Below are 20,428 nucleotides of genomic sequence, written 5' to 3'. Positions count from 1 at the left end.
ACCCGGTGACGGTGCTGTCCGAGCGCACCGCCGCCCCTGCTCCCCGCCTCGCCACCCGGCTCCGAGCCCGCCTCGGCGCCTACGTCGGCCTCACCAAGCCGCGCATCATCGAACTGCTGCTGATCACCACGGTGCCGGCGATGATGCTGGCCGACCGGGGCTGGCCGTCGCTGTCGCTGCTCTTCTGGACGCTGCTCGGCGGGACCTTCGCCGCCGGGGCGGCCAACGTCTTCAACTGCTACTTCGACCGGGACATCGACCGGTTGATGCAGCGCACCCGGAAGCGGCCGCTGGTGACCGGCGAGGTCACGCCGCGGGCCGCCCTGGTCTTCGGGTCGGTCCTCACCGTCAGCGCCATCGTGCTGCTGCTGGTGACGACGACGCCGCTCGCGGCGGTGCTCGCGGCGGCGGCGATCTTCTACTACGCCGTCCTGTACACGATGGTGTTCAAGCGGCACACGCGCCGCAGCACCGAGTGGGGCGGCGTGCCCGGCGCGGCGCCGGTGCTCATCGGGTGGGCGGCGGTGACCGGGTCGCTGGACTGGCCGGCGGTCGTGGTGTTCGGGATCGTCTTCTGCTGGCAGATGCCGCACTTCTGGGCCCTGGCCCTGCGGTTCAGGGACGACTACGCCCGGGCCGACGTCCCGATGCTGCCCGTGGTGACCACCGCGCTCTCGGTCGGCCGGCAGTCGGTCGCCTGGGCGTGGGCCACCGTCGCCGTCTCGCTGCTGCTCTGGCCGGTGGCCTCCGGCTACGGCATCGGGCTGGGGTACGCGATCCCCGCGGCGCTGCTGGGTGCCTGGTTCGTCGTCGAGTCCCACCGGCTGCTCGCCCGCATCAAGCGCGGCGGCGAGATGAAGCCGATGCAGCTGTTCCACGTCTCGATCTCGTACCTGTCGCTGCTCTCGGTCGCGATCGTCGTCGACGCCATCGTCTGAGGAAGGGCCCCGTCCTCCTCATCCCTCGCAGGCTCGGGACGAGCCTCTGGACGGGGCCGGAGCTCGCTGCTGCTCCGTCCACAGGTCGGCATTGCTAGCCTCCCGCCGTGCGCCGGGACCTCACCGACGCCCGCATGGGCCGGCTCGTGGGTGCGGACGGGCGGACGTACTCGCTGCGGGCCAGAGCGCTGGAGCGGCTCCAGGTCGAGGCGCTCGTCGAGTCCGGGAGCCCGGTCGTCGCCTACCTGCCCGGCGGGCGGCTGCTCTGGCACGACGAGGACGACGCCTGGCCGGCCTGGGCCGACGCCCGCAGCGCCCCGGAGGCGGCCAGCGCGTCGCGCTGGGAGTCACCGGACGGCGCGTCGCTCGTCGTCCTCGTGTGGCACGGCTGACTGCCCAGGGGCTGCGCGGTACCCGTCGGGGGCGTGCGCGCAGGGACGGCGTCCGGTCAGCGGGCGGCGACCGCCGGCTCGACGGGGGCGGTCAGCGGCCGCTCGGACGCCGGCCCGCGGACCGACCACACCAGGCGGGCGGTGTACGCGGTGATCAGCACCGCGCCCAGCATGTGCAGCAGCACGAGCAGGATCGGCAGGTCGGTGAAGTACTGCACGTAGCCGACGACGCCCTGCGCGAGCTGGACGACCAGCAGGTCGCGTGCGGCCCGGCGGACCCGGCCGGGTGAGTCGGTCGCGTACAGGGCGACCAGCAGGGCGACGGTGAGCCCGACGAGCAGGAAGACGGCGTCCGCGTGCAGGTGGCTGACCAGCTCGGCGTCCAGCCCCGTGCGCCCGGCCTCGGGGTCGCCGCTGTGCGGCCCGCTGCCGGTGACCACGGTGCCCATGACCAGCACCAGCGCGGTGACCGCGGCGATCGCGCCGACCAGCAGGCGGAACGGGCGGCCCAGCAGCGGCTCGCCGACCCCGGGCTCGCGCGAGCGCAGCCAGAGCACGGTGGTCAGTGCGACCAGGCCCATCGAGACGAGGAAGTGCGCGGCGACGGTCCACGGGTTCAGGCCGGTGAGGACGGTGATGCCCCCGACGATGCCTTGGGCGGGGATACCGAGGAACGCCGCCACGGCCCAGGGGCGCAGATCGCGGCGCCGTGAGCGCACCACCACGACGACGAGCGCGATGGCCAGGACGGCGAGGACGAAGGTGAGCAGCCGGTTGCCGAACTCGACCACGCCGTGGATGCCCATCTCCGGCGTCGTCACGAAGCTCTCGGTGGTGCACCGGGGCCAGGTCGGGCACCCCAGGCCGGAGCCGGTGAGGCGGACGACGCCCCCGGTGAGCACGATCGCCCCGTGGGCCAGGACGTTGGCGAGCGCGACCCGCGAGATGGTCGTTGGGGAGAAGGAAACGGGCAGGACCGGCACGCCCCGATGCTAGAAGGAGTCCCTGCCCCCCACCGCTCGCAGGCTCGCGGTGGGCCCTGCAGGGAGCCGCCAGGCCCGTGAGTCTCGTCACCGGGGTCTCCCCGCAGGCGGCTTCTTAGGTGGACCTTGCTTGCGGGGTCCCCGAAATAGGACACACTCGTGTTGTGGAAATTCTCGCGGCGAAGCTCCGGCCGTCGGCGACCGCCGACGACGGGCGCACGCGCGACCGCGTGAGCGGGCTGCTGCTCGAGCACGGTCCGCAGACGGCGACCGAGCTCGCGGGCCGGCTCGGCGTCTCGCCGGCGGCCGTCCGCCGCCACCTCGACGCCCTGGTCGCCACCGGCCGGGTCGAGGAGCGGCAGGTGCGCGACGCCCACCGCGGTCGGGGGCGCCCCGCCCGGCGCTTCCACCTCACCGACGCCGGCCGCTCGGCCTTCCCGCACGCCTACGACGACCTGGCCCTCACCGCGCTGCGCTACGTCGCGGCGGCCGGAGGTCCCGATGCCGTCCGCGCCATCGCCGAGCAGCAGCTCGCCGGCCTGGAGGCGCGTGCCTCCAGCGCGGTGGAGGCGGCCACGGACGGCAGCTCCGGCGCCCCGGCCGACCGGGCCCAGGCGCTCGCCGCCGCCCTCACCGCCGAGGGCTACGCTGCCACCGCCTCGGCGTTGTCCGGCGGTGGGCAGCTCTGCCAGCACCACTGCCCGGTGGCGCACGTCGCGGCGGAGTTCCCGCAGCTCTGCGAGGCCGAGACGGCGGTGATCGGCCGGCTGGTCGGCACGCACGTCCAGCGGCTGGCCACGATCGCCCACGGCGACGGGGTATGCACCACGCACATCCCCGGGCCGGTGCGCCCCGGCAGCGGCCGGGGCCACACGCGTGCGGGGAACAGATCGGCCCCCGGACGCCCTGTACCAGGTGAGCGTGCAGCGCCCGATCGCGCGCGCACCCGCACGACCGAGTCCACCAGCACCGCCCCCACGAACGACCGGGAGAGGACGCCCGCATGACCAGCACCCAGCAGCCGGTGAGCACGCCGCTGACGCAGGACGAGCAGATCGACCAGCTCGGCCGCTACGAGTACGGCTGGGCCGACGCCGACGTCGCCGGTGCCTCCGCCCGTCGTGGGATCGACGAGGACGTCGTCCGCGACATCTCGGCCCGCAAGAGCGAGCCCGAGTGGATGCTCGAGCGCCGCCTCAAGGCCCTCAAGCTCTTCGGTCGCAAGCCCATGCCCGACTGGGGTTCGGACCTCTCCGGTATCGACTTCCAGAACATCAAGTACTTCGTGCGCTCCACCGAGAAGCAGGCGACCTCGTGGGAGGAGCTGCCGGAGGACATCAAGAACACCTACGACAGGCTGGGCATCCCCGAGGCGGAGAAGCAGCGCCTGGTCGCCGGTGTCGCCGCGCAGTACGAGTCCGAGGTCGTCTACCACCAGATCCGCGAGGACCTGGAGGAGCAGGGTGTCCTCTTCCTGGACACCGACACGGCGCTGAAGGAGCACCCGGACCTGTTCCGCGAGTACTTCGGCTCGGTCATCCCGTCCGGTGACAACAAGTTCGCCGCGCTGAACACCGCCGTCTGGTCGGGCGGCTCGTTCATCTACGTGCCGCCGGGCGTGCACGTCGAGATCCCGCTGCAGGCCTACTTCCGGATCAACACCGAGAACATGGGCCAGTTCGAGCGGACGCTGATCATCGTCGACGAGGGCGCCTACGTGCACTACGTCGAGGGCTGCACCGCGCCGATCTACAAGAGCGACTCGCTGCACTCCGCGGTCGTCGAGATCATCGTCAAGAAGAACGCGCGCTGCCGGTACACGACCATCCAGAACTGGTCGAACAACGTCTACAACCTGGTCACCAAGCGGGCCGTGGCCCACGAGGGCGCGACCATGGAGTGGGTCGACGGCAACCTCGGCTCCAAGGTGACGATGAAGTACCCGGCCGTCTGGATGACCGGCGAGCACGCCAAGGGCGAGGTGCTCTCGATCGCCTTCGCGGGCGAGGGGCAGCACCAGGACGCCGGCGCCAAGATGGTGCACGCCGCGCCGCACACCTCCTCGACGATCGTGTCGAAGTCGGTGGCCCGCGGCGGTGGCCGAACCTCCTACCGCGGCCTGGTGCAGATCGACGAGGGCGCCTACGGCTCGAAGTCCACGGTGAAGTGCGACGCGCTGCTGGTCGACACGATCAGCCGGTCGGACACCTACCCCTATGTCGACGTCCGGGAGGACGACGTGGCCATGGGCCACGAGGCGACCGTCTCCCGGGTCAGCGACGACCAGCTCTTCTACCTCATGAGCCGCGGCCTCTCGGAGGACGAGGCCATGGCGATGGTGGTGCGCGGGTTCGTCGAGCCGATCGCCCGCGAGCTGCCCATGGAGTACGCCCTCGAGCTCAACCGGCTCATCGAGCTGCAGATGGAAGGTGCCGTCGGCTGATGCCCGACCAGAACGCCCCCACCACCACCGGGCTGACCACCGAGTCGGCCACCCTCGCCGGCGAGCTGTTCGGCGACGGCGTCGGGACGCAGGCCGGTCCGCCGGCCGTCCCGGCCGCCGGCACCGGCACGGCCGGGCAGGCCGCGCCCGGCGCGCACTCGCACGGCGGGGCCACGCCCACCGGTTCGCCCGCCGAGCGGTTCACCTCGATCGACCCGGACGCCTTCGGCGTGCCGACCGGACGCGAGGAGACCTGGCGCTTCACGCCGATGAAGCGGCTCAGGCCGCTGCTCGACGGCGCCCCGTCGGACGCCCACCTCACCTGGACCACCGACCTGCCCGAGGGCGTCGAGCTGACCAGCGTCGAGGTCGGCGACCCGCTGCTCAAGGGGCTGCCCGAGCCGGTCGACCGGCTCGCGGCGCTGGCCCGCCAGCGCAGCGGTGGCGCCGCCGTCGTCCGCGTGGCCAAGGAGGCCCAGCTCGGCCGCCCGGTCACCCTCGGCCTGGCCGGCTCCGGCTCCGAGGACGTCGTCTGGGGCCACCTTGTGATCGAGGTCGGCGCCTTCGCGAAGGCGACGATCGTGCTCGACCACAGCGGCCTGGCCCGGTACGCCGGGGGCGTCTCCGTCCTCGTCGGCGACAGCGCCCAGGTGAAGCTCGTGTCGGTGCAGGACTGGGCGCCCGGGGCGGTGCACGGCGGGCAGTACGACGCCGTCGTCGGCCGGGACGCCACCTTCACCCAGGTCGTGGTGACCCTCGGCGGCGACCTGGTCCGCCTGGTCAGCAACGTGCAGTACGCCGGTCCCGGCGGCAGCGCGGAGCTCTTCGGCGTCTACTTCTCCGACGAGACGCAGCACCAGGAGCACCGCCTGTGGGTCGACCACGCGGTGCCCAACTGCTCCAGCGACGTGCTCTACAAGGGTGCGCTGCAGGGGGAGGGCGCCCGCACGGTCTGGATCGGCGACGTCCGCATCCGGCCCGCGGCCACCGGCACGGAGACCTACGAGCTCAACCGGAACCTGGTGCTCACCGACGGCGCCCGCGCCGACTCGGTGCCGAACCTGGAGATCGAGACCGGTGAGATCGTCGGCGCCGGCCACGCCAGCGCCACCGGCCGGTTCGACGACGAGCAACTGTTCTACCTCTGCTCGCGCGGCATCGAGGCCGAGACCGCCCGCCGCCTGGTCGTCCGCGGCTTCTTCGCCGACGTCGTGCAGCGGATCGGCCTGGACGCGCTGCAGGACCGGCTGATGGCCGCCATCGACGAGCGCCTCGGCGCCCTGCCCGCCCTGGACGAGCAGCCGGTCGAGGTGTCCTGACCATGGCCTTCGAACGCGTCTGCGCCCTCTCCGACATCAAGGAGACGGGTGCGCTGCGGGTCGAGCTGGCGGCCGGCGGCCACGTCGATGCTCTAGCCGTCGTCCGGTACGAGGGTGCGGTCTACGCGCTCGAGGACCGCTGCTCGCACGCCGACGTCCCGCTGACCGACGGCGATGTCGAGACCTTCGACGGCGCGCCGACGATCGAGTGCTTCCTGCACGGGTCGTGCTTCGACCTGCGCACGGGCGAGCCCACCAACCTGCCGGCGACCGAGCCGGTCCCCGTCTACCCGGTCCGCGTGGAGGGGGAGGACGTGTACGTCGACACCGAGACCGACGGCACCCTCCCCGCCGCGGCCGCCAACTGAGGAGCGAGAAGAAGTGTCCGTTCTGGAGATCCGCGACCTGCACGTCAGCGTGGGGGAGGGTGACGACGCCAAGGAGATCCTCCGCGGCGTCGACCTGACCGTCCGCTCCGGCGAGACGCACGCGATCATGGGCCCCAACGGGTCCGGCAAGTCCACCCTGGCCTACTCGATCGCCGGCCACCCGAAGTACACGATCACCGGCGGCAGCGTCACGCTCGACGGCGAGGACGTCCTCGCGATGAGCGTCGACGAGCGGGCCCGTGCCGGCCTGTTCCTCGCCATGCAGTACCCGGTCGAGGTGCCCGGTGTCTCGGTGTCGAACTTCCTGCGCACCGCCGCCACCGCCATCAAGGGCGAGGCGCCGAAGCTGCGCACCTGGGTCAAGGACGTCAAGAGCGAGATGGAAGCGCTCGAGATGGACCCGGCCTTCGCCGAGCGCAACGTCAACGAGGGCTTCTCCGGTGGTGAGAAGAAGCGCCACGAGATCCTGCAGATGCGCCTGCTCAAGCCGGGCATCGCGATCCTCGACGAGACCGACTCCGGCCTCGACGTCGACGCGCTGCGGATCGTCTCCGAGGGCGTCAACCGCACCCGCGAGGAGGGGGACGTCGGCGTCCTGCTGATCACCCACTACACGCGGATCCTGCGCTACATCAAGCCCGACTTCGTGCACGTCTTCGTGGGCGGCCGGATCGCCGAGGAGGGCGGCCCGGAGCTGGCGGAGAAGCTGGAGAACGAGGGCTACGCGGCGTACGCGAAGGGGTCGGGGGAGACCGCGGCATGACCTCGACCGCCTCGCGTCCCGCCACGGGGGCGCGCACCCCGCTCCCGCTGGACGTCGAGGCGATCCGGGCGGACTTCCCGATCCTGTCCCGCACCGTCCGCGACGGGAAGCGGCTGGTCTACCTCGACTCCGGGGCCACCTCGCAGAAGCCGCGCCAGGTGCTCGACGCCGAGCGCTGGTTCTACGAGAACGTGAACGCTGCGCCGCACCGGGGGGCCCACCAGCTCGCCGAGGAGGCGACCGGCGCCTACGAGGAGGCCCGGGCGAAGGTCGGCGCGTTCATCGGCGCTCCCGAGAACGAGGTCGTCTTCACCCGCAACACCACCGAGGCGATCAACCTGGTGGCCTACGCGCTGTCCAACGCGGCCACGGCGAAGGAGCCGGAGTTCCGGACCCACGCCGTCGGCCAGGGTGACGAGATCGTCGTCACCGAGATGGAGCACCACGCCAACCTGATCCCGTGGCAGCAGCTGTGCGAGCGCACCGGGGCGACCCTGCGCTGGCTCGGGCTGACCGACGACGGCCGGCTGGACCTGTCGGACCTGGCGACGGTGGTCAACGAGCGCACCAGGCTCGTCGCCGTCACCCAGCAGTCCAACATCCTGGGCACCATCAACCCGATCGAGCAGATCGTGGCGCGGGCCCGCGAGGTCGGTGCCCTGGTGCTGGTGGACGGCGCGCAGTCGGTGCCGCACCAGCCGATCGACGTGGCGGCCCTGGGCGCGGACTTCCTGGTGTTCTCCGGGCACAAGATGCTCGGGCCCACCGGCGTCGGCGTGCTGTGGGGCCGCTACGAGGTGCTCGACGCGCTGCCCCCGTTCCTCACCGGCGGCTCGATGATCGAGGTCGTGCGCATGGAGGGCTCCACCTTCATGCCGCCGCCGCAGCGCTTCGAGGCCGGCGTGCCGATGACCGCGCAGGTGGTCGGGCTCGGGGCCGCCGTCGAGTACCTGACCGCCCTCGGCATGGACAAGGTCGAGGAGCACGAGCGGGCGCTCACCGGCTACGCGCTGGGGAAGCTCGCCGAGATCCCCGGCGTCACGGTGATCGGCCCGCCGGACACCGTCGCCCGCGGGGGAGCGGTCTCCTTCACCGTCGAGGGCGTCCACCCGCACGACGTCGGGCAGGTGCTCGACGACCTCGGCATCGCCGTCCGCGTGGGGCACCACTGCGCGTGGCCGGTCGTGCGGCGCTACGGCGTCCCGGCCACCACCCGGGCGACGTTCTACGTGCACACGGGGTACGACGACGTCGACGCGCTGGCCGACGGAATTCGCGCGGCCCAGAAGTTCTTCGGAACGGTGTGAGGTCGATCCGCTGATGCAGCTCGAGTCGATGTACCAGGAGATCATCCTGGACCACTACAAGAACCCGCACGGACGCGGTCTGCGCGACCCGTTCGACGCCGAGGTGCACCACGTCAACCCGACGTGCGGTGACGAGGTGACCCTGCGGGTGAAGCTCGACGGCGACACCGTCGCCGACGTGTCCTACGAGGGCATGGGGTGCTCGATCAGCCAGGCGTCGGTCTCGGCGATGTACGACCTCGTGGTCGGCAAGCCGGTGACCGAGGCGCTGGAGACCGGCGAGCACTTCATGACCCTCATGCAGGCCAAGGGCGACCCCGCCGTCGCCGAGAAGCTCGAGGACGAGCTGGAGGACGCCGTCGCGTTCGCCGGCGTCTCCAAGTACCCGGCGCGCATCAAGTGCGCGCTGATGAGCTGGATGGCCCTCAAGGACGCGTCCGCCCGAGCCCTGTCCACGACCCAGGCCGGAGGCCAGTGATGAGCGAGACCACCGAGAACGCCGTGACCGGGAACGCGACGCCCGCCACCGACGGCGCCCCGGGTGACCTGCCCGCCTACAAGTCGGCGCTGCTCGAGGACCTCGAGGAGGCGATGCGCGACGTCGTCGACCCCGAGCTGGGCGTGAACGTCGTCGACCTCGGCCTCGTCTACGGCCTCGACGTCGACGAGAGCAACGTCGCGATCATCGACATGACGCTGACCAGCGCGGCCTGCCCGCTCACCGACGTCATCGAGGACCAGGCCCGCCAGGCCCTCACCGGTGGCCCCGGCCCGGGGCTGGTCGACGACATCCGGATCAACTGGGTCTGGATGCCGCCGTGGGGCCCGGACAAGATCACCGACGACGGCCGCGAGCAGCTGCGCGCCCTCGGCTTCCGGGTCTGACCCTCTTCCGCGTGCCGGCGTCTCCGGGGCCTGTCACGGCCCTGGTCCCGGTGCGACCCGGAGGGTCGCATCGTCACCGCAGGTCGGCGAGGCGGGCGGCGAACCCGGCGACCGGCGTCCGCTCGCGCAGCACCCCCACGAGCAGGAGCACGGTGCCCACCGCCAGCGCGGCGGCGACCGGCCACGGCAGCGCGCGCACCGCCAGGCCCAGCGCCAGCACCAGCGCCGAGCCCGCTCCGACCAGGATCGGTGCCCGGACGCCGGCCCGGCTCCCCGCCACCATCGCGACCGCGGCGGCAGCCAGCACCAGCACGGCGCGCGGCCCGTCGGGGGAGAGGGCGGCGAGCGCGGTCGACGGGACGGCTGCCACGAGCAGGCCCGGGCCCCAGGACGGCCACGACGGCTCACGCACCAGTGCCCGCCCCGACGCGAGCAGCAGTCCGCCGGCGGCCGGCAGCGTCCAGGCCTCCACCGTGCCGGTGCCGGCGAGCGCGGCCGCGATCCAGCAGGCGAGCACCACCTGGGCCGCGCCCACCCGCCAGGCGGTGCCGGCGTCGGTCGCGGCGCCGGCGTCGCTGGCGTCCGCCCGACCGGTCCACCATGCCCAGCCCAGCGTCGTGGTGCCCTGGACCGCCAGGTGGGCCAGCACCTGTTCCCGGTCCCCCAGGACCAGCAGGAGCAGCACGGCCAGCGCGGCGACGACCGCCGCGGCGGTGACCGTGGCCCGCCGGGAGTCGCGGTCCAGCACCGCCGCCGTGCCGAGCGCGGCCACGTACAGCGCGGTCAGCAGGACGGCGGCGCCGGCGGGGGAGGCCCAGCCGTCGGGGAGACCCAGGACCGCGGCCCCGGCCAGGCAACCGACCGCCGTGGGCGCCGCCACGGGGCGGTCGTCGGAGCGCCGGGCTGCCACCCACAGCGTCGGGGCCGCCGTCAGGAGAAGCAGCAGCGCCAGCGCCGACCAGTGCGTGCCGGCCACCAGGCGGAGGACCGACAGGGCGGCCAGCAGCACGCCGCCGGTGAGGGCCACGGGCAGCAGGAACCCGCGCCGCCACCCGCTGAGCGCACCGGCCGCCACCGCGGCTCCCAGGACGCCGGCGAACCCGGCCACGGCGACGACGACCGGCCCCCCGGCGGACGACGCCCCGGCGACGGCGGCCCCGGTCACGGCGCCGGAGACGACGGGGACCAGCCGCGGGGGGCCGAGCAGCACGTCGAGCGGTGCGCGCAGCCGGGCCAGCAGCAGCCCGCCGGCGGCGGCCGCCACCAGCGCCGCGGCCGGCCACCGCGCGGCCGGACCGGCCGTCCACGCCTCCTGGAGGCCGGCCAGCACCCCGGTGGCGAACCAGAAAGCCGTCGTCGCCAGGACCAGCCGGGCCACCAGCGGCCGGGCGAAAAGCGCGACCGCGAGGCCCGCCAGCGCGACGGCCAGCAGGAACTCGGTGCGCACGGGGGCGGTGACCCCGTCCAGCAGCCGCAGGACGGCGAGCTGCAGACCCGCCCACGCGGCCAGCGGCCACGCGGCGGTGGCGGGGGAGGTGCGGTGCAGCAGGACGAAGGCGCCGGCCAGCACCAGCGGCAACAGCGGGTCCCCGGTGCGCAGCGCGCCGACGTCGCCCGCCGCCAGGGCGAAGCCCGCGGAGCTGGCGGCGAAGGTCTCGGCCGAGCTGCGCAGCCGCGAGCGGTCCGCCCGGACCGAGCCGGCCGCGGCGAGCCCGGCGAGCACCAGGAGCGCCCCGCTGACCAGCGGCCCGCCCTGGACCGACGCCAGCGCCGCCGCGCCGCTCACCAGCAGCACGGCGCCCACGGCGAGGAGCACCTGCGGCGGGTTGGCAGCGTACGGGAACGGCGGCACCGGCGGAGATGCCACCGGCCGGGTCGTCCGCGCCTCCGGGGTCACCGGAGCACCCTGCCCGCGGCGGTGCCGCCCGAATCACCCTCGAAGCGTTCGGCACCCGGCGGTCGAGCGCCTACCCTGGGTGCAGTGATCACGACGACCGGCCTGGAGCTGCGCGCCGGCGCCCGCATCCTCATCAGCGAGGCCAACCTGCGGGTGCAACCCGGTGACCGCATCGGGCTCGTCGGACGCAACGGCGCCGGCAAGACCACCACGCTCACCACGCTCGCCGGTGAGCGCCTGCCGCACGCCGGGAAGGTCGACGTCACCGGCGAGATCGGCTACCTGCCGCAGGATCCCCGCAGCGGCGACCTCGACATCACCGCCAGCGACCGGGTGCTCTCCGGCCGGGGGCTCGACGTCCTGAAGGCCCAGCTGGTCAAGGCGCAGGTCGCCATGGCCGAGCCCGCGGACGACGACGAGCGCGACCGGGCCGTCCGCCGCTACGGTCGGCTGGAGGACCAGTTCGCCGCGCTCGGCGGGTACGCCGCGGAGAGCGACGCCGCGCGCATCTGCACCAACCTCGGCCTGCCCGACCGCGTCCTGGCCCAGCCGCTGCGCACGCTCTCCGGCGGCCAGCGCCGCCGGGTCGAGCTCGCCCGCATCCTCTTCTCCGACGCCGAGACGCTGCTGCTCGACGAGCCGACCAACCACCTCGACGGCGACTCGATCACCTGGCTCAAGGGCTTCCTGGCCGGCCACAAGAGCGGGCTGATCGTCATCAGCCACGACGTCGAGCTGCTCGACGCCGTCGTCAACAAGGTCTGGCACCTGGACGCCAACCGGGCCACCGTCGACGTCTACAACCTCGGCTGGAAGCCCTACCTGGCGCAGCGGGAGACCGACGAGCGGCGTCGCAAGCAGGAGCGCGCCAACACCGAGCGCAAGATCGACACGCTCAACGCCCAGGCCGACAAGATGCGCGCCAAGGCCACCAAGGCCAAGGCGGCCAAGAGCATGGACAAGCGGGCCGAGCGCCTGGCGGCCGGGCTGGCCGACGTGCGGGTGCAGGACAAGGTCGCCAAGCTGCGGTTCCCCACGCCGGCTCCGTGCGGGAAGACGCCGCTCACCGCCGAGGGCTTGTCCAAGAGCTACGGCTCGCTGGAGATCTTCACCGACGTCGACCTCGCGGTGGACCGGGGCGCGCGCGTCGTCGTCCTCGGGCTCAACGGGGCGGGCAAGACGACGCTGCTGCGGATGCTCGCCGGCACCGAGAGCCCCGACACCGGTGAGGTGAAGGCCGGCCACGGGCTGCGCGTGGGCTATTACGCGCAGGAGCACGAGACGCTCGACATGGACCGCACGCTGCTGGAGAACATGCGCTCGTCGGCGCCCGACAGCACCGACACCGAGCTGCGCCGCATCCTCGGCGCGTTCCTCTTCTCGGGCGAGACGGTCGACCAGCGCACCGGCACGCTGTCGGGCGGTGAGCGCACCCGGCTGGCGATGGCGACGCTCGTCGTCTCGGGCGCCAACGTGCTGCTCCTCGACGAGCCGACGAACAACCTGGACCCGGCCAGCCGCGAGCAGGTGCTCGAGGCGCTGCGCACCTACGCGGGCGCGATCGTGCTGGTCACCCACGACGAGGGCGCCGTGCGGGCACTGGACCCGGACAAGGTGATCCTGCTGCCCGACGGCACCGAGGACGCGTGGAGCGAGGACCTCGCCGACCTGGTCGAGCTCGCGTAGGCCTGCTCGGCGGTGATCGCGGCTCGGCGCCGCGGCGGTCGATGCCCGTCGCGGCCCGGGAGGCTGGGCACGTGTTCCGCGGACAGTAGCTCTCTGCCCCGCCGGACGGGGCAGAGCGCGACTGCTCCCGTTCGGCGCCGGCCTGTCACGGCGTGCCGTCGGGATCCCAGGGGAATCGCTCGTCGCGGGCCTCTGTCGTAGCTCCGTTGCAGACTGCCGTCGTGATCGATGACCTCGAACGGAGTCGAGCGGCTGGCGAACGGCAGGCGCTTCTCGCGTCGGTGGCTGAAGCAGCTCACGAGTGGACCGGCGAGCACCCTGAGTGGGGCGGGTTCGAAGAGAGCTCTCACCAGTCGCACGCGGAGGCCGAGCGGAGTGTGCACGTCTCCGCCGAGGCGGAGGAGGCATTCGTCGCGGCCATCGGCCGCCGTGGTTGGCGATCTACTCCGGGACACCTCGGCTGGTCACGCATGGCTGTTGACGATCGGTTCGCCGGCGGCGGCGAGGCGCCGGCTGTAGACCACAGCGAGGTCGACGACGTCTGACACGCGCGCATCCATGATCCTGACGTTGCGGTAGACGAAATCCGGGTCGAAACGCAACCACTTGCCCGTCGGCGCTCCGCAGCGACTCCCCAACCCCCCGACGTCGCATGACTCCGGCAGGTCTCGGTTCACGTGGCCGTCGTCCCCCGTCTGGGTGATCATGGGTCCGAGGGAGCCGTGGTCGACGGGACGGCGGCACCAGGGCGGACAGCCAACGACGGGCCGTCGCGCGCCGGTTGTGCCGGTGGGCCGGTGGCCGACACGGAGGGGAGCCATGGCCGACACGAGCACTGCGGACCTCGGCAAGGGCAAGCGGATCACCGGCGGTGACCGGTCGACGCTCGCCGACGAGCTGCGCAAGCGGTACGACGAGGGCGAGAGCATCCGCTCCCTGGCCACCTCGACGAACCGGTCCTACGGCTTCGTGCACCGGCTGCTCTCGGAGTCCGGGGCCTCGCTGCGCAGCCGCGGCGGGGCCAACCGGAACAGCAAGAAGACGTGAGGAAGCGTGCGAACGAACCAGTAGCCACTGCACCGCGCGGTCCGCGCCTGACGAGGGTCGGCGAGGCGGGGGCGTGACCGCGGACCCCACCAGTTCCCCTCCGCCCGGCTGGGTGCGGACGAGCCGCGACGGCGCCGTCCTCACCGTCACCCTGGACCGGCCGGATCAGCTGAACGCCCAGACGCCGGACACATGGTCGGCGCTGGCCGACGTGGGGGCGTCGCTGGACGACGACGTGCGGGTCGTCGTCCTGCGCGGCTCCGGCCGCTCCTTCTCGGCCGGCCTGGACCGCAGCATGTTCGACACCGGCTCGAGCGCGGGAGGTGGGCTGGGTGAGCTCGGGCGGCTGCCGGTCGAGGAGGCGCGGGAGCGGATCCGCGGCTACCAGGCCGGCTTCCGCTGGCTGCGCTCGCCGGGCGTCGTATCGGTGGCGGCGGTGCAGGGCCACGCCGTCGGCGCCGGTGCCCAGCTGGCGCTCGCCTGCGACCTGCGGGTGTTCACCGACGACGCGCAGCTGCGGCTGCCCGAGGTGACGCTCGGACTGGTCCCCGACCTGACCGGCACCAGCACGCTGGTCGAACTCGTCGGCTACGCGCGGGCGCTGGAGCTGTGCCTGACCGGTCGCGCCGTCGGCGCCGCCGAGGCGCAGGCGATCGGCCTGGCGACCGCGGTGGTGCCGCGCGCGGAGCTGGACGACGCCGTCGCCGACCTGACCGCGGCGCTCCTCGCCCCGCCGGTGGGTGCGAGCCGGGCCACCGCGGCGCTGGTCCGCTCGGCCGTGCGCAACGACGCCGGTGCCCAGGACGCCGCGGAGCGCGCCGCCCAGGTGCAGCGGCTGCACGAAATAGTCAGCGGCTGCTGAGAGGCTCCCAGGAACAAGCGCGGTCGCGCCCCGGTTGCAGCAGCCGCCGGGGCGCGACCGGCGGGACGAGGGAGGTGGCATGGACGTGAGCCAGTCCATGACCTCCATGGCGGCCATGCGGTCGTTCAAGCGGGACCCGGCGGTGACCGCGCGGCAGCTGCCCAAGGGCACCGTCCGGCGGATCGTCGGCATCGCCCGGCCCTACCGGCGCGAGCTCACCTTCTTCCTGCTGCTCGTCGTCGGCTCCTCGGTCATCGGCGTGATCACCCCGCTGCTGGCCGGCGACATCGTCAACCGGATCGCCGGGCTCGAGGGCACCGCGGGCGACATCGTGCAGATCGCGCTGGTCATCGCCGGCCTGGCCGTGGTCGACGCCGGGATCTCCCTGGGCACCCGCTGGTACTCCGCGCGCATCGGCGAAGGCGTCATCTACGACCTGCGCAGCCAGGTCTTCGAGCACGTCCAGCGCATGCCGGTCGCCTTCTTCACGCGCACGCAGACCGGCGCGCTGGTCAGCCGCTTGAACAACGACGTCGTCGGCGCGCAGCAGGCGTTCACCTCGACGCTGTCGGGCGTCGTCAGCAACGTCATCGGGCTGGTGCTCACGGCGGGCGTGATGCTCACGCTGTCCTGGCAGATCACGCTGCTGTCCCTGGTCCTCGTGCCGCTGTTCGTCCTGCCCGCCCGCCGCATCGGCCGCCGGCTGCAGGAGATCACCCGGGAGTCCTACTCGCTCAACGCGTCGATGAACGCCACGATGACCGAGCGGTTCAACGTCGCCGGCGCGCTGCTGGTGAAGCTGTTCGGCCGGCCGACGGCCGAAGCCGAGTCCTTCCGCGGCCGCGCCGCCCGGGTGCGCGACATCGGCGTCCTCTCGGCCATGTACGGGCGCACCTTCTTCACCGCGCTGACGCTGGTGGCGGCGCTGGCGACCGCGCTGGTGTACGGCCTCGGCGGCTGGCTCGCGTTCACCGGCGAACTGAGCGCCGGTGACGTGGTGGCGCTCGCGTTGCTGCTGTCCCGGCTCTACGGGCCGCTGACCGCCCTGTCCAACATCCGCGTGGACGTGATGAGCGCGATGGTCAGCTTCGACCGGGTCTTCGAGGTGCTCGACCTCCCGCCCATGATCCGCCAGGCGCCCGACGCCGTCCCCGTCCCGGCCGACGACCGGTCCATCGAGTTCGACGGCGTCTCCTTCAGCTACCCGTCGGGCGCCGACGTCTCGCTGCCGTCGCTGGAGGAGGTGTCGCTGCCCGAGCACGGCGGCCCGGTCGACGTCCTGCACGACGTCAGCTTCCGGGTAGAACCCGGTCGTCTCGTCGCGCTGGTCGGGCACTCGGGGGCCGGCAAGTCGACCATCGCCCACCTGGTGCCCCGGCTCTACGACGCCACCGGCGGCACGGTGCGGGTCGGGGGTGTCGACGTGCGGCGGGCGACGCTGGCCTCCCTGCGTGACGCGGTCGGCGTCGTCAGCCAGGACGCGCACCTGTTCCACGACACCATCGGGGCCAACCTCCGCTACGCGCGGCCGGAGGCCACCGACGAGCAGCTGTGGGAGGCGCTCGCCGGTGCGCGGATCGCCGACCTCGTGCGATCGCTGCCGGAGGGGCTGGAGACGGTGGTCGGCGACCGCGGCTACCGGCTCTCGGGCGGGGAAAAGCAGCGGCTGGCCATCGCCCGGGTGCTGCTGAAGGCGCCGGGCATCGTCATCCTCGACGAGGCGACGGCCCACCTGGACAGCGAGTCCGAGGCCGCGGTGCAGCACGCCCTCGACACCGCGCTGGCCGGCCGGACCTCCCTGGTCATCGCGCACCGGCTGTCGACCATCCGCAGCGCCGACCAGATCCTGGTCGTCGACGAGGGGCGGATCGTCGAGGCGGGGACGCACGAGGAGCTGCTGGCGCGCGGCGGCCGGTACGCCGACCTGCACCGCACCCAGTTCGCGCAGCAGGAGCGGCGTCCGATCATCGTCGGGTGACCCGATCGACGACGTTTCCGATGGCCGTGCGCGCACGACCGTGCACGCACGGTGGCGGGCGCTCGGAAGCAGGGGGAAAGCGCCGGAGCGGACGGCGTGGAACTCCGGCGAGCATCGAACGAGTTGGTCACCCGGACCACTAGCGTCACAGCTGTCTCAGGCGGCCGCAGCCGGGACACGTGGCCGGGCTGGCGCGGCCACGCAGGACCGCAGCACGCGTCGGGACGCACCGGCGAACGCCAGCGAGGAGGAGACGTGACCGCAGCCCACCCGCAGGACGCCCAGATCCAGGCGCTCTACGCCGAGTTCATCGACGGCTGGAACCGGCGCAGCGGCGCGGCGGTGGCGGCCGGCTTCGCCGACGACGGCGACATCATCGGGTTCGACGGGAGCCACCACCGCGGCCGGCTGTCGATCGCGGCGGACCTGCGCCAGGTGTTCTCGTCGCACCAGACGCCCGCCTACGTGGCCGTGGTCCGCTCGGTCCGCCCCGTGGGCGACGGCGTGGCGATGCTGACCGCGCACGCCGGGATGATCCCCGCCGGCGCGAGCGACCTCGACCCGGAGCTCAACGCCGTCCACACGATGATCGCCGTCGACGAGGGGCGCGGCCGGTGGCGCATCTCGCTGTTCCAGGTCACCCCGGCGGCGTGGCACCAGCACCCCGAGGCGCGGGAGGCCCTGACCGAGGAGCTGCGGGGCCTGCTCATCCCGCAGTGAGCCGGAGTCAGTCGACGGTGGCGTCCACCCGCACGTCGTCGGCCTGCTCGACCCGCACCCGCGCACCCTCGCGGCCGATGTCGGCGAGCACCCCGCCGGTGACCGACAGGGCGATCTCCATCGCGGCCGGGGAGCCGATGGCGCGGAACTCGTAGGGGGAGCTCAGCGGTTGACCGTCGATGCGCAGGGCGCCGGGGGAGCCGGTCACCGCGCTGGACGCGACGACCCGCACGCCGTCGACCTGCAGCGCCTCCGCGCCGGCGCCGCGCAGCTCCTGGATGGCGCCGAGCACCACCGACGCGGGGACGGCGCCGTCGGGGTCCTGGACGGTCACCAGCACCCCGGGGCCGCTGACCGGGAGGGTGCCCGCGAGGATGCCGATGGCCTCCGCGCGAGACCGTGCCTCCTCCAGCGCGCTCCCGGACTCCTCCTGCCCGCTACCCAGCTGCTCGAGGGTTTCCCGGGTGGCACCGATCTCCTGGCGCAGCGTCTCCTCCTGGGCGTTCAGCTCGTCCAGCAGGACGACGAGGTCGGCCTCGCTGCGCACGTCCTGCTCGGCCGGCTCGGCGGTGCTGCGGATCTGCACGACGAGCGCGAAGCCCAGCACCACGGTCAGCCCGGCGGTGGCGGCCACGGCGACGGGGCGGCTCCACGACCGGACCGGCCCTGACCCTCGGGTCGAGGTCGAGGGTTGCTCGTTCGGGGCGGGGTCGGCCACCGCGTCGCCGGCCACCGCGTCGCCGGCCACCGCGTCGCCGGCCACCGCGTCGCCGGGTGCGGGAGCGGCTGCGGCGTCGACGTCCGCGGGAGCCGGCTCGGGGGGTGGGCCGTCGCCGCCCGTAGTCCTCCGCTCGTCGCCGTCCATCGGCTCCACAGTAGGTCAGCGCCGCGGCCCGCCGGCGGTGCTCGGCCGGTCGCGGCCCACGGGTCGCGAGCGCTACCGGTAGCTGGGCGAACGGCCCGAGCCCGGCGCCGCTCCCGAGCGCAGCAGCGGCAGGGTGCGCCACGGCACCAGGCAGGTCAACGCCACCACGCTCGTCGAGCGCACGACGGAGGACGACCGGTTCAGCTGCACCAGGATCTCCTGCAGTGCCTCGTGCGAGGCGGCGGCGACGCGGCAGACGACGTCGCCGCTGCCTGTGGTGGCGTGCGCCTCGAGGACGCCGGGGATCGCCTCGAGGTCCCGGTGCACGGCATCGAGCGCACCCTGGGCGATCTCCAGGGTGACGAAGGCCTGGACGCCGAACCCGGCAGCGGTGACGTCCACGTCGGGACCGAACCCGGTGACCACGCCCGTTGCTTCCAGTCGCTGCAACCGGGCGGTCGCGGTGGCGCGGGCGACGCCGACCATGCGGGCGATCTCGACGAGTCCCGTACGCGGGTGCTGCCGGAGCGCCGCCAGCAGGGCGACGTCGAGGGCGTCGAGGCGGTGGGGGTGGCTCATCGGACCTCCACGTGGTCGGGAGCTCTGCATTCTGCCCAGCTGGCGCCGCCGTCAGCTAGCCCGGTTGTGCAGGCGCGCCAGCACGAGCCGGTGTGCTTGCGCAGCGCCGGGCGACGGGTGTGCTGTGAGGGGGCACACATGGTCCGAGGCGAGGGAGGGGTCGCGGTGACGCTCGAGCAGGCGCTCAACGACGAGGAACGGCTGGCGGGGCTCGACCGCCGGCAGCTGGAGCAGTTGGTCGGGCTGGTGCAGTACGACCCCTCCGGTGATCCCTTCCCGGTCTCCGGCTGGGACGGCCTGGTCTGGGTCGTGGGCAACGCGGTGCAGACGGCGCACTTCTTCCAGTCGGCGTTCGGCATGGAGCTGGTCGCCTACTCCGGCCCCGAGACCGGCAACCGCGACCACCACGCCTTCGTGCTCGCCTCGGGGGCGGCGCGGTTCGTCGTCCAGGGCGCCTACGACCCGGACAGCCCGCTGGCCGACCACCACCGCCGGCACGGCGACGGCATCGTCGACATCGCGCTCGCCGTGCCCGACGTCGACCGCTGCACCGCCCACGCCCGGGCGCAGGGAGCCACCGTGCTGGAGGAGCCGCACGACGTCGGCGACGAGCACGGCACCGTCCGCCTGGCGTCTATCGCGGCCTACGGCGACACCCGGCACACGCTGGTCGACCGGTCCCGCTACGCCGGGCCCTACCTGCCCGGTTACGTCGGGCGCACGTCGTCGTTCGTCAAGCGGCCGGGGTCCCCGAAGCGGTTGTTCCAGGCCGTCGACCACGTCGTGGGCAACGTGGAACTGGGCGAGATGGACCGGTGGGTCGACTTCTACAACCGGGTCATGGGGTTCACCAACATGGCCGAGTTCATCGGGGAGGACATCGCCACCGACTACTCCGCGCTGATGAGCAAGGTCGTGGCCAACGGCAACCACCGGGTGAAGTTCCCGCTCAACGAGCCGGCGCCGGGCAGGAAGAAGTCGCAGATCGACGAGTACCTGGAGTTCTACCGCGGCCCCGGCGCCCAGCACGTGGCGCTGGCGACCAACGACATCCTCGCCACGGTCGACGCCATGCGGGCAGAGGGCGTCGAGTTCCTCGCCACGCCGGACTCCTACTACGAGGACCCGGAGCTGCGCGCCCGGATCGGCACCGTGCGCGTGCCGATCGAGGAGCTGCAGCGCCGCGGGATCCTCGTCGACCGCGACGAGGACGGCTACCTGCTGCAGATCTTCACCCGGCCCACCGGCGACCGGCCCACGGTCTTCTTCGAGCTGATCGAGCGGCACGGGTCGCTGGGTTTCGGGAAGGGCAACTTCAAGGCGCTGTTCGAGGCGATCGAGCGCGAGCAGGAACGGCGCGGCAACTTCTGAAAGG

21 protein-coding genes are annotated in these 20,428 nt (G+C 73.2%); 17 read left to right on the top strand and 4 right to left on the bottom strand.

Annotated elements, in window-relative coordinates; all coding sequences use genetic code 11:
* Window positions 1-5: 5 nt before the first annotated feature.
* Together BMW62_RS08995 and BMW62_RS08990 are read left to right on the top strand one after the other, a co-directional pair.
* Window positions 6-938, top strand: coding sequence for a heme o synthase (locus BMW62_RS08995; protein WP_091930519.1), 933 nt, complete (start codon window positions 6-8; stop codon window positions 936-938).
* Window positions 939-1,045: 107 nt separating this feature from the next.
* The gene (locus tag BMW62_RS08990; protein ID WP_091930518.1) at window positions 1,046-1,330 is read left to right on the top strand and encodes a hypothetical protein; all 285 of its coding nucleotides are present in this window, start codon (window positions 1,046-1,048) and stop codon (window positions 1,328-1,330) included.
* 56 nt (window positions 1,331-1,386) lie between these two features.
* Here BMW62_RS08990 and BMW62_RS08985 read toward each other — a convergent pair whose 3' ends face one another.
* Window positions 1,387-2,313, bottom strand: a complete 927-nt coding sequence (locus BMW62_RS08985; RefSeq protein WP_244523927.1) for a COX15/CtaA family protein — start codon at window positions 2,311-2,313, stop codon at window positions 1,387-1,389.
* A 164-nt stretch (window positions 2,314-2,477) separates the two neighbouring features.
* Between BMW62_RS08985 and BMW62_RS08980 the strand changes: the two genes are divergently transcribed.
* From BMW62_RS08980 to BMW62_RS08945, 8 genes are read left to right on the top strand one after another with little or no spacing between them, the layout of a single operon-like run.
* Entirely contained in the window at window positions 2,478-3,320 is an 843-nt protein-coding gene (locus BMW62_RS08980; RefSeq protein ID WP_244523926.1) for a helix-turn-helix transcriptional regulator, read from the top strand.
* The gene (sufB, locus tag BMW62_RS08975) at window positions 3,317-4,756 is read left to right on the top strand and encodes a Fe-S cluster assembly protein SufB (protein ID WP_091930517.1); all 1,440 of its coding nucleotides are present in this window, start codon (window positions 3,317-3,319) and stop codon (window positions 4,754-4,756) included. Before BMW62_RS08980 ends, sufB begins: the two co-directional genes overlap by 4 nt.
* The gene (sufD, locus tag BMW62_RS08970; protein WP_170852298.1) at window positions 4,756-6,075 is read left to right on the top strand and encodes a Fe-S cluster assembly protein SufD; all 1,320 of its coding nucleotides are present in this window, start codon (window positions 4,756-4,758) and stop codon (window positions 6,073-6,075) included. Before sufB ends, sufD begins: the two co-directional genes overlap by 1 nt.
* A gap of 2 nt (window positions 6,076-6,077) precedes the next feature.
* Window positions 6,078-6,443 carry a non-heme iron oxygenase ferredoxin subunit gene (locus BMW62_RS08965; RefSeq protein ID WP_091930516.1) on the top strand — a complete coding sequence of 122 codons (366 nt, stop codon included), beginning with the start codon at window positions 6,078-6,080 and terminating at the stop codon, window positions 6,441-6,443.
* Window positions 6,444-6,456: 13 nt separating this feature from the next.
* Window positions 6,457-7,227, top strand: coding sequence for a Fe-S cluster assembly ATPase SufC (gene sufC, locus BMW62_RS08960; RefSeq protein ID WP_091930515.1), 771 nt, complete (start codon window positions 6,457-6,459; stop codon window positions 7,225-7,227).
* Window positions 7,224-8,534 (top strand): cysteine desulfurase, encoded by a 1,311-nt coding sequence (locus BMW62_RS08955; protein WP_091930514.1) that lies wholly within the window; start codon window positions 7,224-7,226, stop codon window positions 8,532-8,534. The genes sufC and BMW62_RS08955 overlap by 4 nt, the downstream gene beginning before the upstream one ends.
* Before the next feature lie 13 nt (window positions 8,535-8,547).
* Window positions 8,548-9,012, top strand: coding sequence for a Fe-S cluster assembly sulfur transfer protein SufU (gene sufU, locus BMW62_RS08950; protein ID WP_091930513.1), 465 nt, complete (start codon window positions 8,548-8,550; stop codon window positions 9,010-9,012).
* Window positions 9,012-9,419 carry a metal-sulfur cluster assembly factor gene (locus tag BMW62_RS08945; protein ID WP_091930512.1) on the top strand — a complete coding sequence of 136 codons (408 nt, stop codon included), beginning with the start codon at window positions 9,012-9,014 and terminating at the stop codon, window positions 9,417-9,419. Before sufU ends, BMW62_RS08945 begins: the two co-directional genes overlap by 1 nt.
* A gap of 73 nt (window positions 9,420-9,492) precedes the next feature.
* Here BMW62_RS08945 and BMW62_RS08940 read toward each other — a convergent pair whose 3' ends face one another.
* The gene (locus BMW62_RS08940; protein ID WP_139206225.1) at window positions 9,493-11,286 is read right to left on the bottom strand and encodes an SCO7613 C-terminal domain-containing membrane protein; all 1,794 of its coding nucleotides are present in this window, start codon (window positions 11,284-11,286) and stop codon (window positions 9,493-9,495) included.
* 114 nt (window positions 11,287-11,400) lie between these two features.
* Here BMW62_RS08940 and BMW62_RS08935 point away from each other — a divergent pair, with 114 nt between their 5' ends.
* From BMW62_RS08935 to BMW62_RS08910, 6 genes are all read left to right on the top strand, one after another.
* Window positions 11,401-13,002, top strand: a complete 1,602-nt coding sequence (locus tag BMW62_RS08935) for an ABC-F family ATP-binding cassette domain-containing protein (protein WP_091930510.1) — start codon at window positions 11,401-11,403, stop codon at window positions 13,000-13,002.
* A gap of 221 nt (window positions 13,003-13,223) precedes the next feature.
* Window positions 13,224-13,547 (top strand): hypothetical protein, encoded by a 324-nt coding sequence (locus tag BMW62_RS22585; RefSeq protein WP_170852297.1) that lies wholly within the window; start codon window positions 13,224-13,226, stop codon window positions 13,545-13,547.
* A 274-nt stretch (window positions 13,548-13,821) separates the two neighbouring features.
* On the top strand, window positions 13,822-14,049 hold the full coding sequence (locus BMW62_RS08925) for a helix-turn-helix domain-containing protein (protein ID WP_014376958.1): 228 nt from the start codon (window positions 13,822-13,824) through the stop codon (window positions 14,047-14,049).
* 73 nt (window positions 14,050-14,122) lie between these two features.
* Entirely contained in the window at window positions 14,123-14,911 is a 789-nt protein-coding gene (locus BMW62_RS08920; RefSeq protein ID WP_244523925.1) for an enoyl-CoA hydratase/isomerase family protein, read from the top strand.
* A 79-nt stretch (window positions 14,912-14,990) separates the two neighbouring features.
* Window positions 14,991-16,889 carry an ABC transporter ATP-binding protein gene (locus BMW62_RS08915; protein WP_091930507.1) on the top strand — a complete coding sequence of 633 codons (1,899 nt, stop codon included), beginning with the start codon at window positions 14,991-14,993 and terminating at the stop codon, window positions 16,887-16,889.
* 255 nt (window positions 16,890-17,144) lie between these two features.
* Window positions 17,145-17,609 carry an SgcJ/EcaC family oxidoreductase gene (locus BMW62_RS08910; protein ID WP_091930506.1) on the top strand — a complete coding sequence of 155 codons (465 nt, stop codon included), beginning with the start codon at window positions 17,145-17,147 and terminating at the stop codon, window positions 17,607-17,609.
* A 7-nt stretch (window positions 17,610-17,616) separates the two neighbouring features.
* Here the strand turns inward: BMW62_RS08910 and BMW62_RS08905 are convergent, their stop codons facing one another.
* Together BMW62_RS08905 and BMW62_RS08900 are read right to left on the bottom strand one after the other, a co-directional pair.
* The gene (locus tag BMW62_RS08905) at window positions 17,617-18,474 is read right to left on the bottom strand and encodes a DUF881 domain-containing protein (protein ID WP_091930505.1); all 858 of its coding nucleotides are present in this window, start codon (window positions 18,472-18,474) and stop codon (window positions 17,617-17,619) included.
* Between the two features lie 72 nt (window positions 18,475-18,546).
* Window positions 18,547-19,053 (bottom strand): Lrp/AsnC family transcriptional regulator, encoded by a 507-nt coding sequence (locus tag BMW62_RS08900; RefSeq protein ID WP_091930504.1) that lies wholly within the window; start codon window positions 19,051-19,053, stop codon window positions 18,547-18,549.
* Between the two features lie 165 nt (window positions 19,054-19,218).
* Between BMW62_RS08900 and hppD the strand changes: the two genes are divergently transcribed.
* The gene (hppD, locus tag BMW62_RS08895; RefSeq protein ID WP_091930503.1) at window positions 19,219-20,424 is read left to right on the top strand and encodes a 4-hydroxyphenylpyruvate dioxygenase; all 1,206 of its coding nucleotides are present in this window, start codon (window positions 19,219-19,221) and stop codon (window positions 20,422-20,424) included.
* The last annotated feature ends 4 nt before the right edge of the window (window positions 20,425-20,428 follow it).

The organism is Blastococcus sp. DSM 46786, assembly GCF_900109665.1.
Taxonomy (GTDB): Bacteria; Actinomycetota; Actinomycetes; order Mycobacteriales; family Geodermatophilaceae; genus Blastococcus; species Blastococcus carthaginiensis.
This window is presented reverse-complemented; position numbering and strand designations above follow the sequence as displayed.

Excerpts from the sequence above, each read along its gene's own strand:
- sufB (WP_091930517.1), top strand. The coding sequence starts at position 3,317 with ATGACCAGCACCCAGCAGCCGGTGAGCACGCCGCTGACGCAGGACGAG.
- sufD (WP_170852298.1), top strand. The coding sequence starts at position 4,756 with ATGCCCGACCAGAACGCCCCCACCACCACCGGGCTGACCACCGAGTCG.
- BMW62_RS08965 (WP_091930516.1), top strand. The coding sequence starts at position 6,078 with ATGGCCTTCGAACGCGTCTGCGCCCTCTCCGACATCAAGGAGACGGGT.
- BMW62_RS08955 (WP_091930514.1), top strand. The coding sequence starts at position 7,224 with ATGACCTCGACCGCCTCGCGTCCCGCCACGGGGGCGCGCACCCCGCTC.
- sufU (WP_091930513.1), top strand. The coding sequence starts at position 8,548 with ATGCAGCTCGAGTCGATGTACCAGGAGATCATCCTGGACCACTACAAG.
- BMW62_RS08945 (WP_091930512.1), top strand. The coding sequence starts at position 9,012 with ATGAGCGAGACCACCGAGAACGCCGTGACCGGGAACGCGACGCCCGCC.
- BMW62_RS08925 (WP_014376958.1), top strand. The coding sequence starts at position 13,822 with ATGGCCGACACGAGCACTGCGGACCTCGGCAAGGGCAAGCGGATCACC.
- BMW62_RS08915 (WP_091930507.1), top strand. The coding sequence starts at position 14,991 with ATGGACGTGAGCCAGTCCATGACCTCCATGGCGGCCATGCGGTCGTTC.
- BMW62_RS08905 (WP_091930505.1), bottom strand. The coding sequence starts at position 18,474 with ATGGACGGCGACGAGCGGAGGACTACGGGCGGCGACGGCCCACCCCCC.
- BMW62_RS08900 (WP_091930504.1), bottom strand. The coding sequence starts at position 19,053 with ATGAGCCACCCCCACCGCCTCGACGCCCTCGACGTCGCCCTGCTGGCG.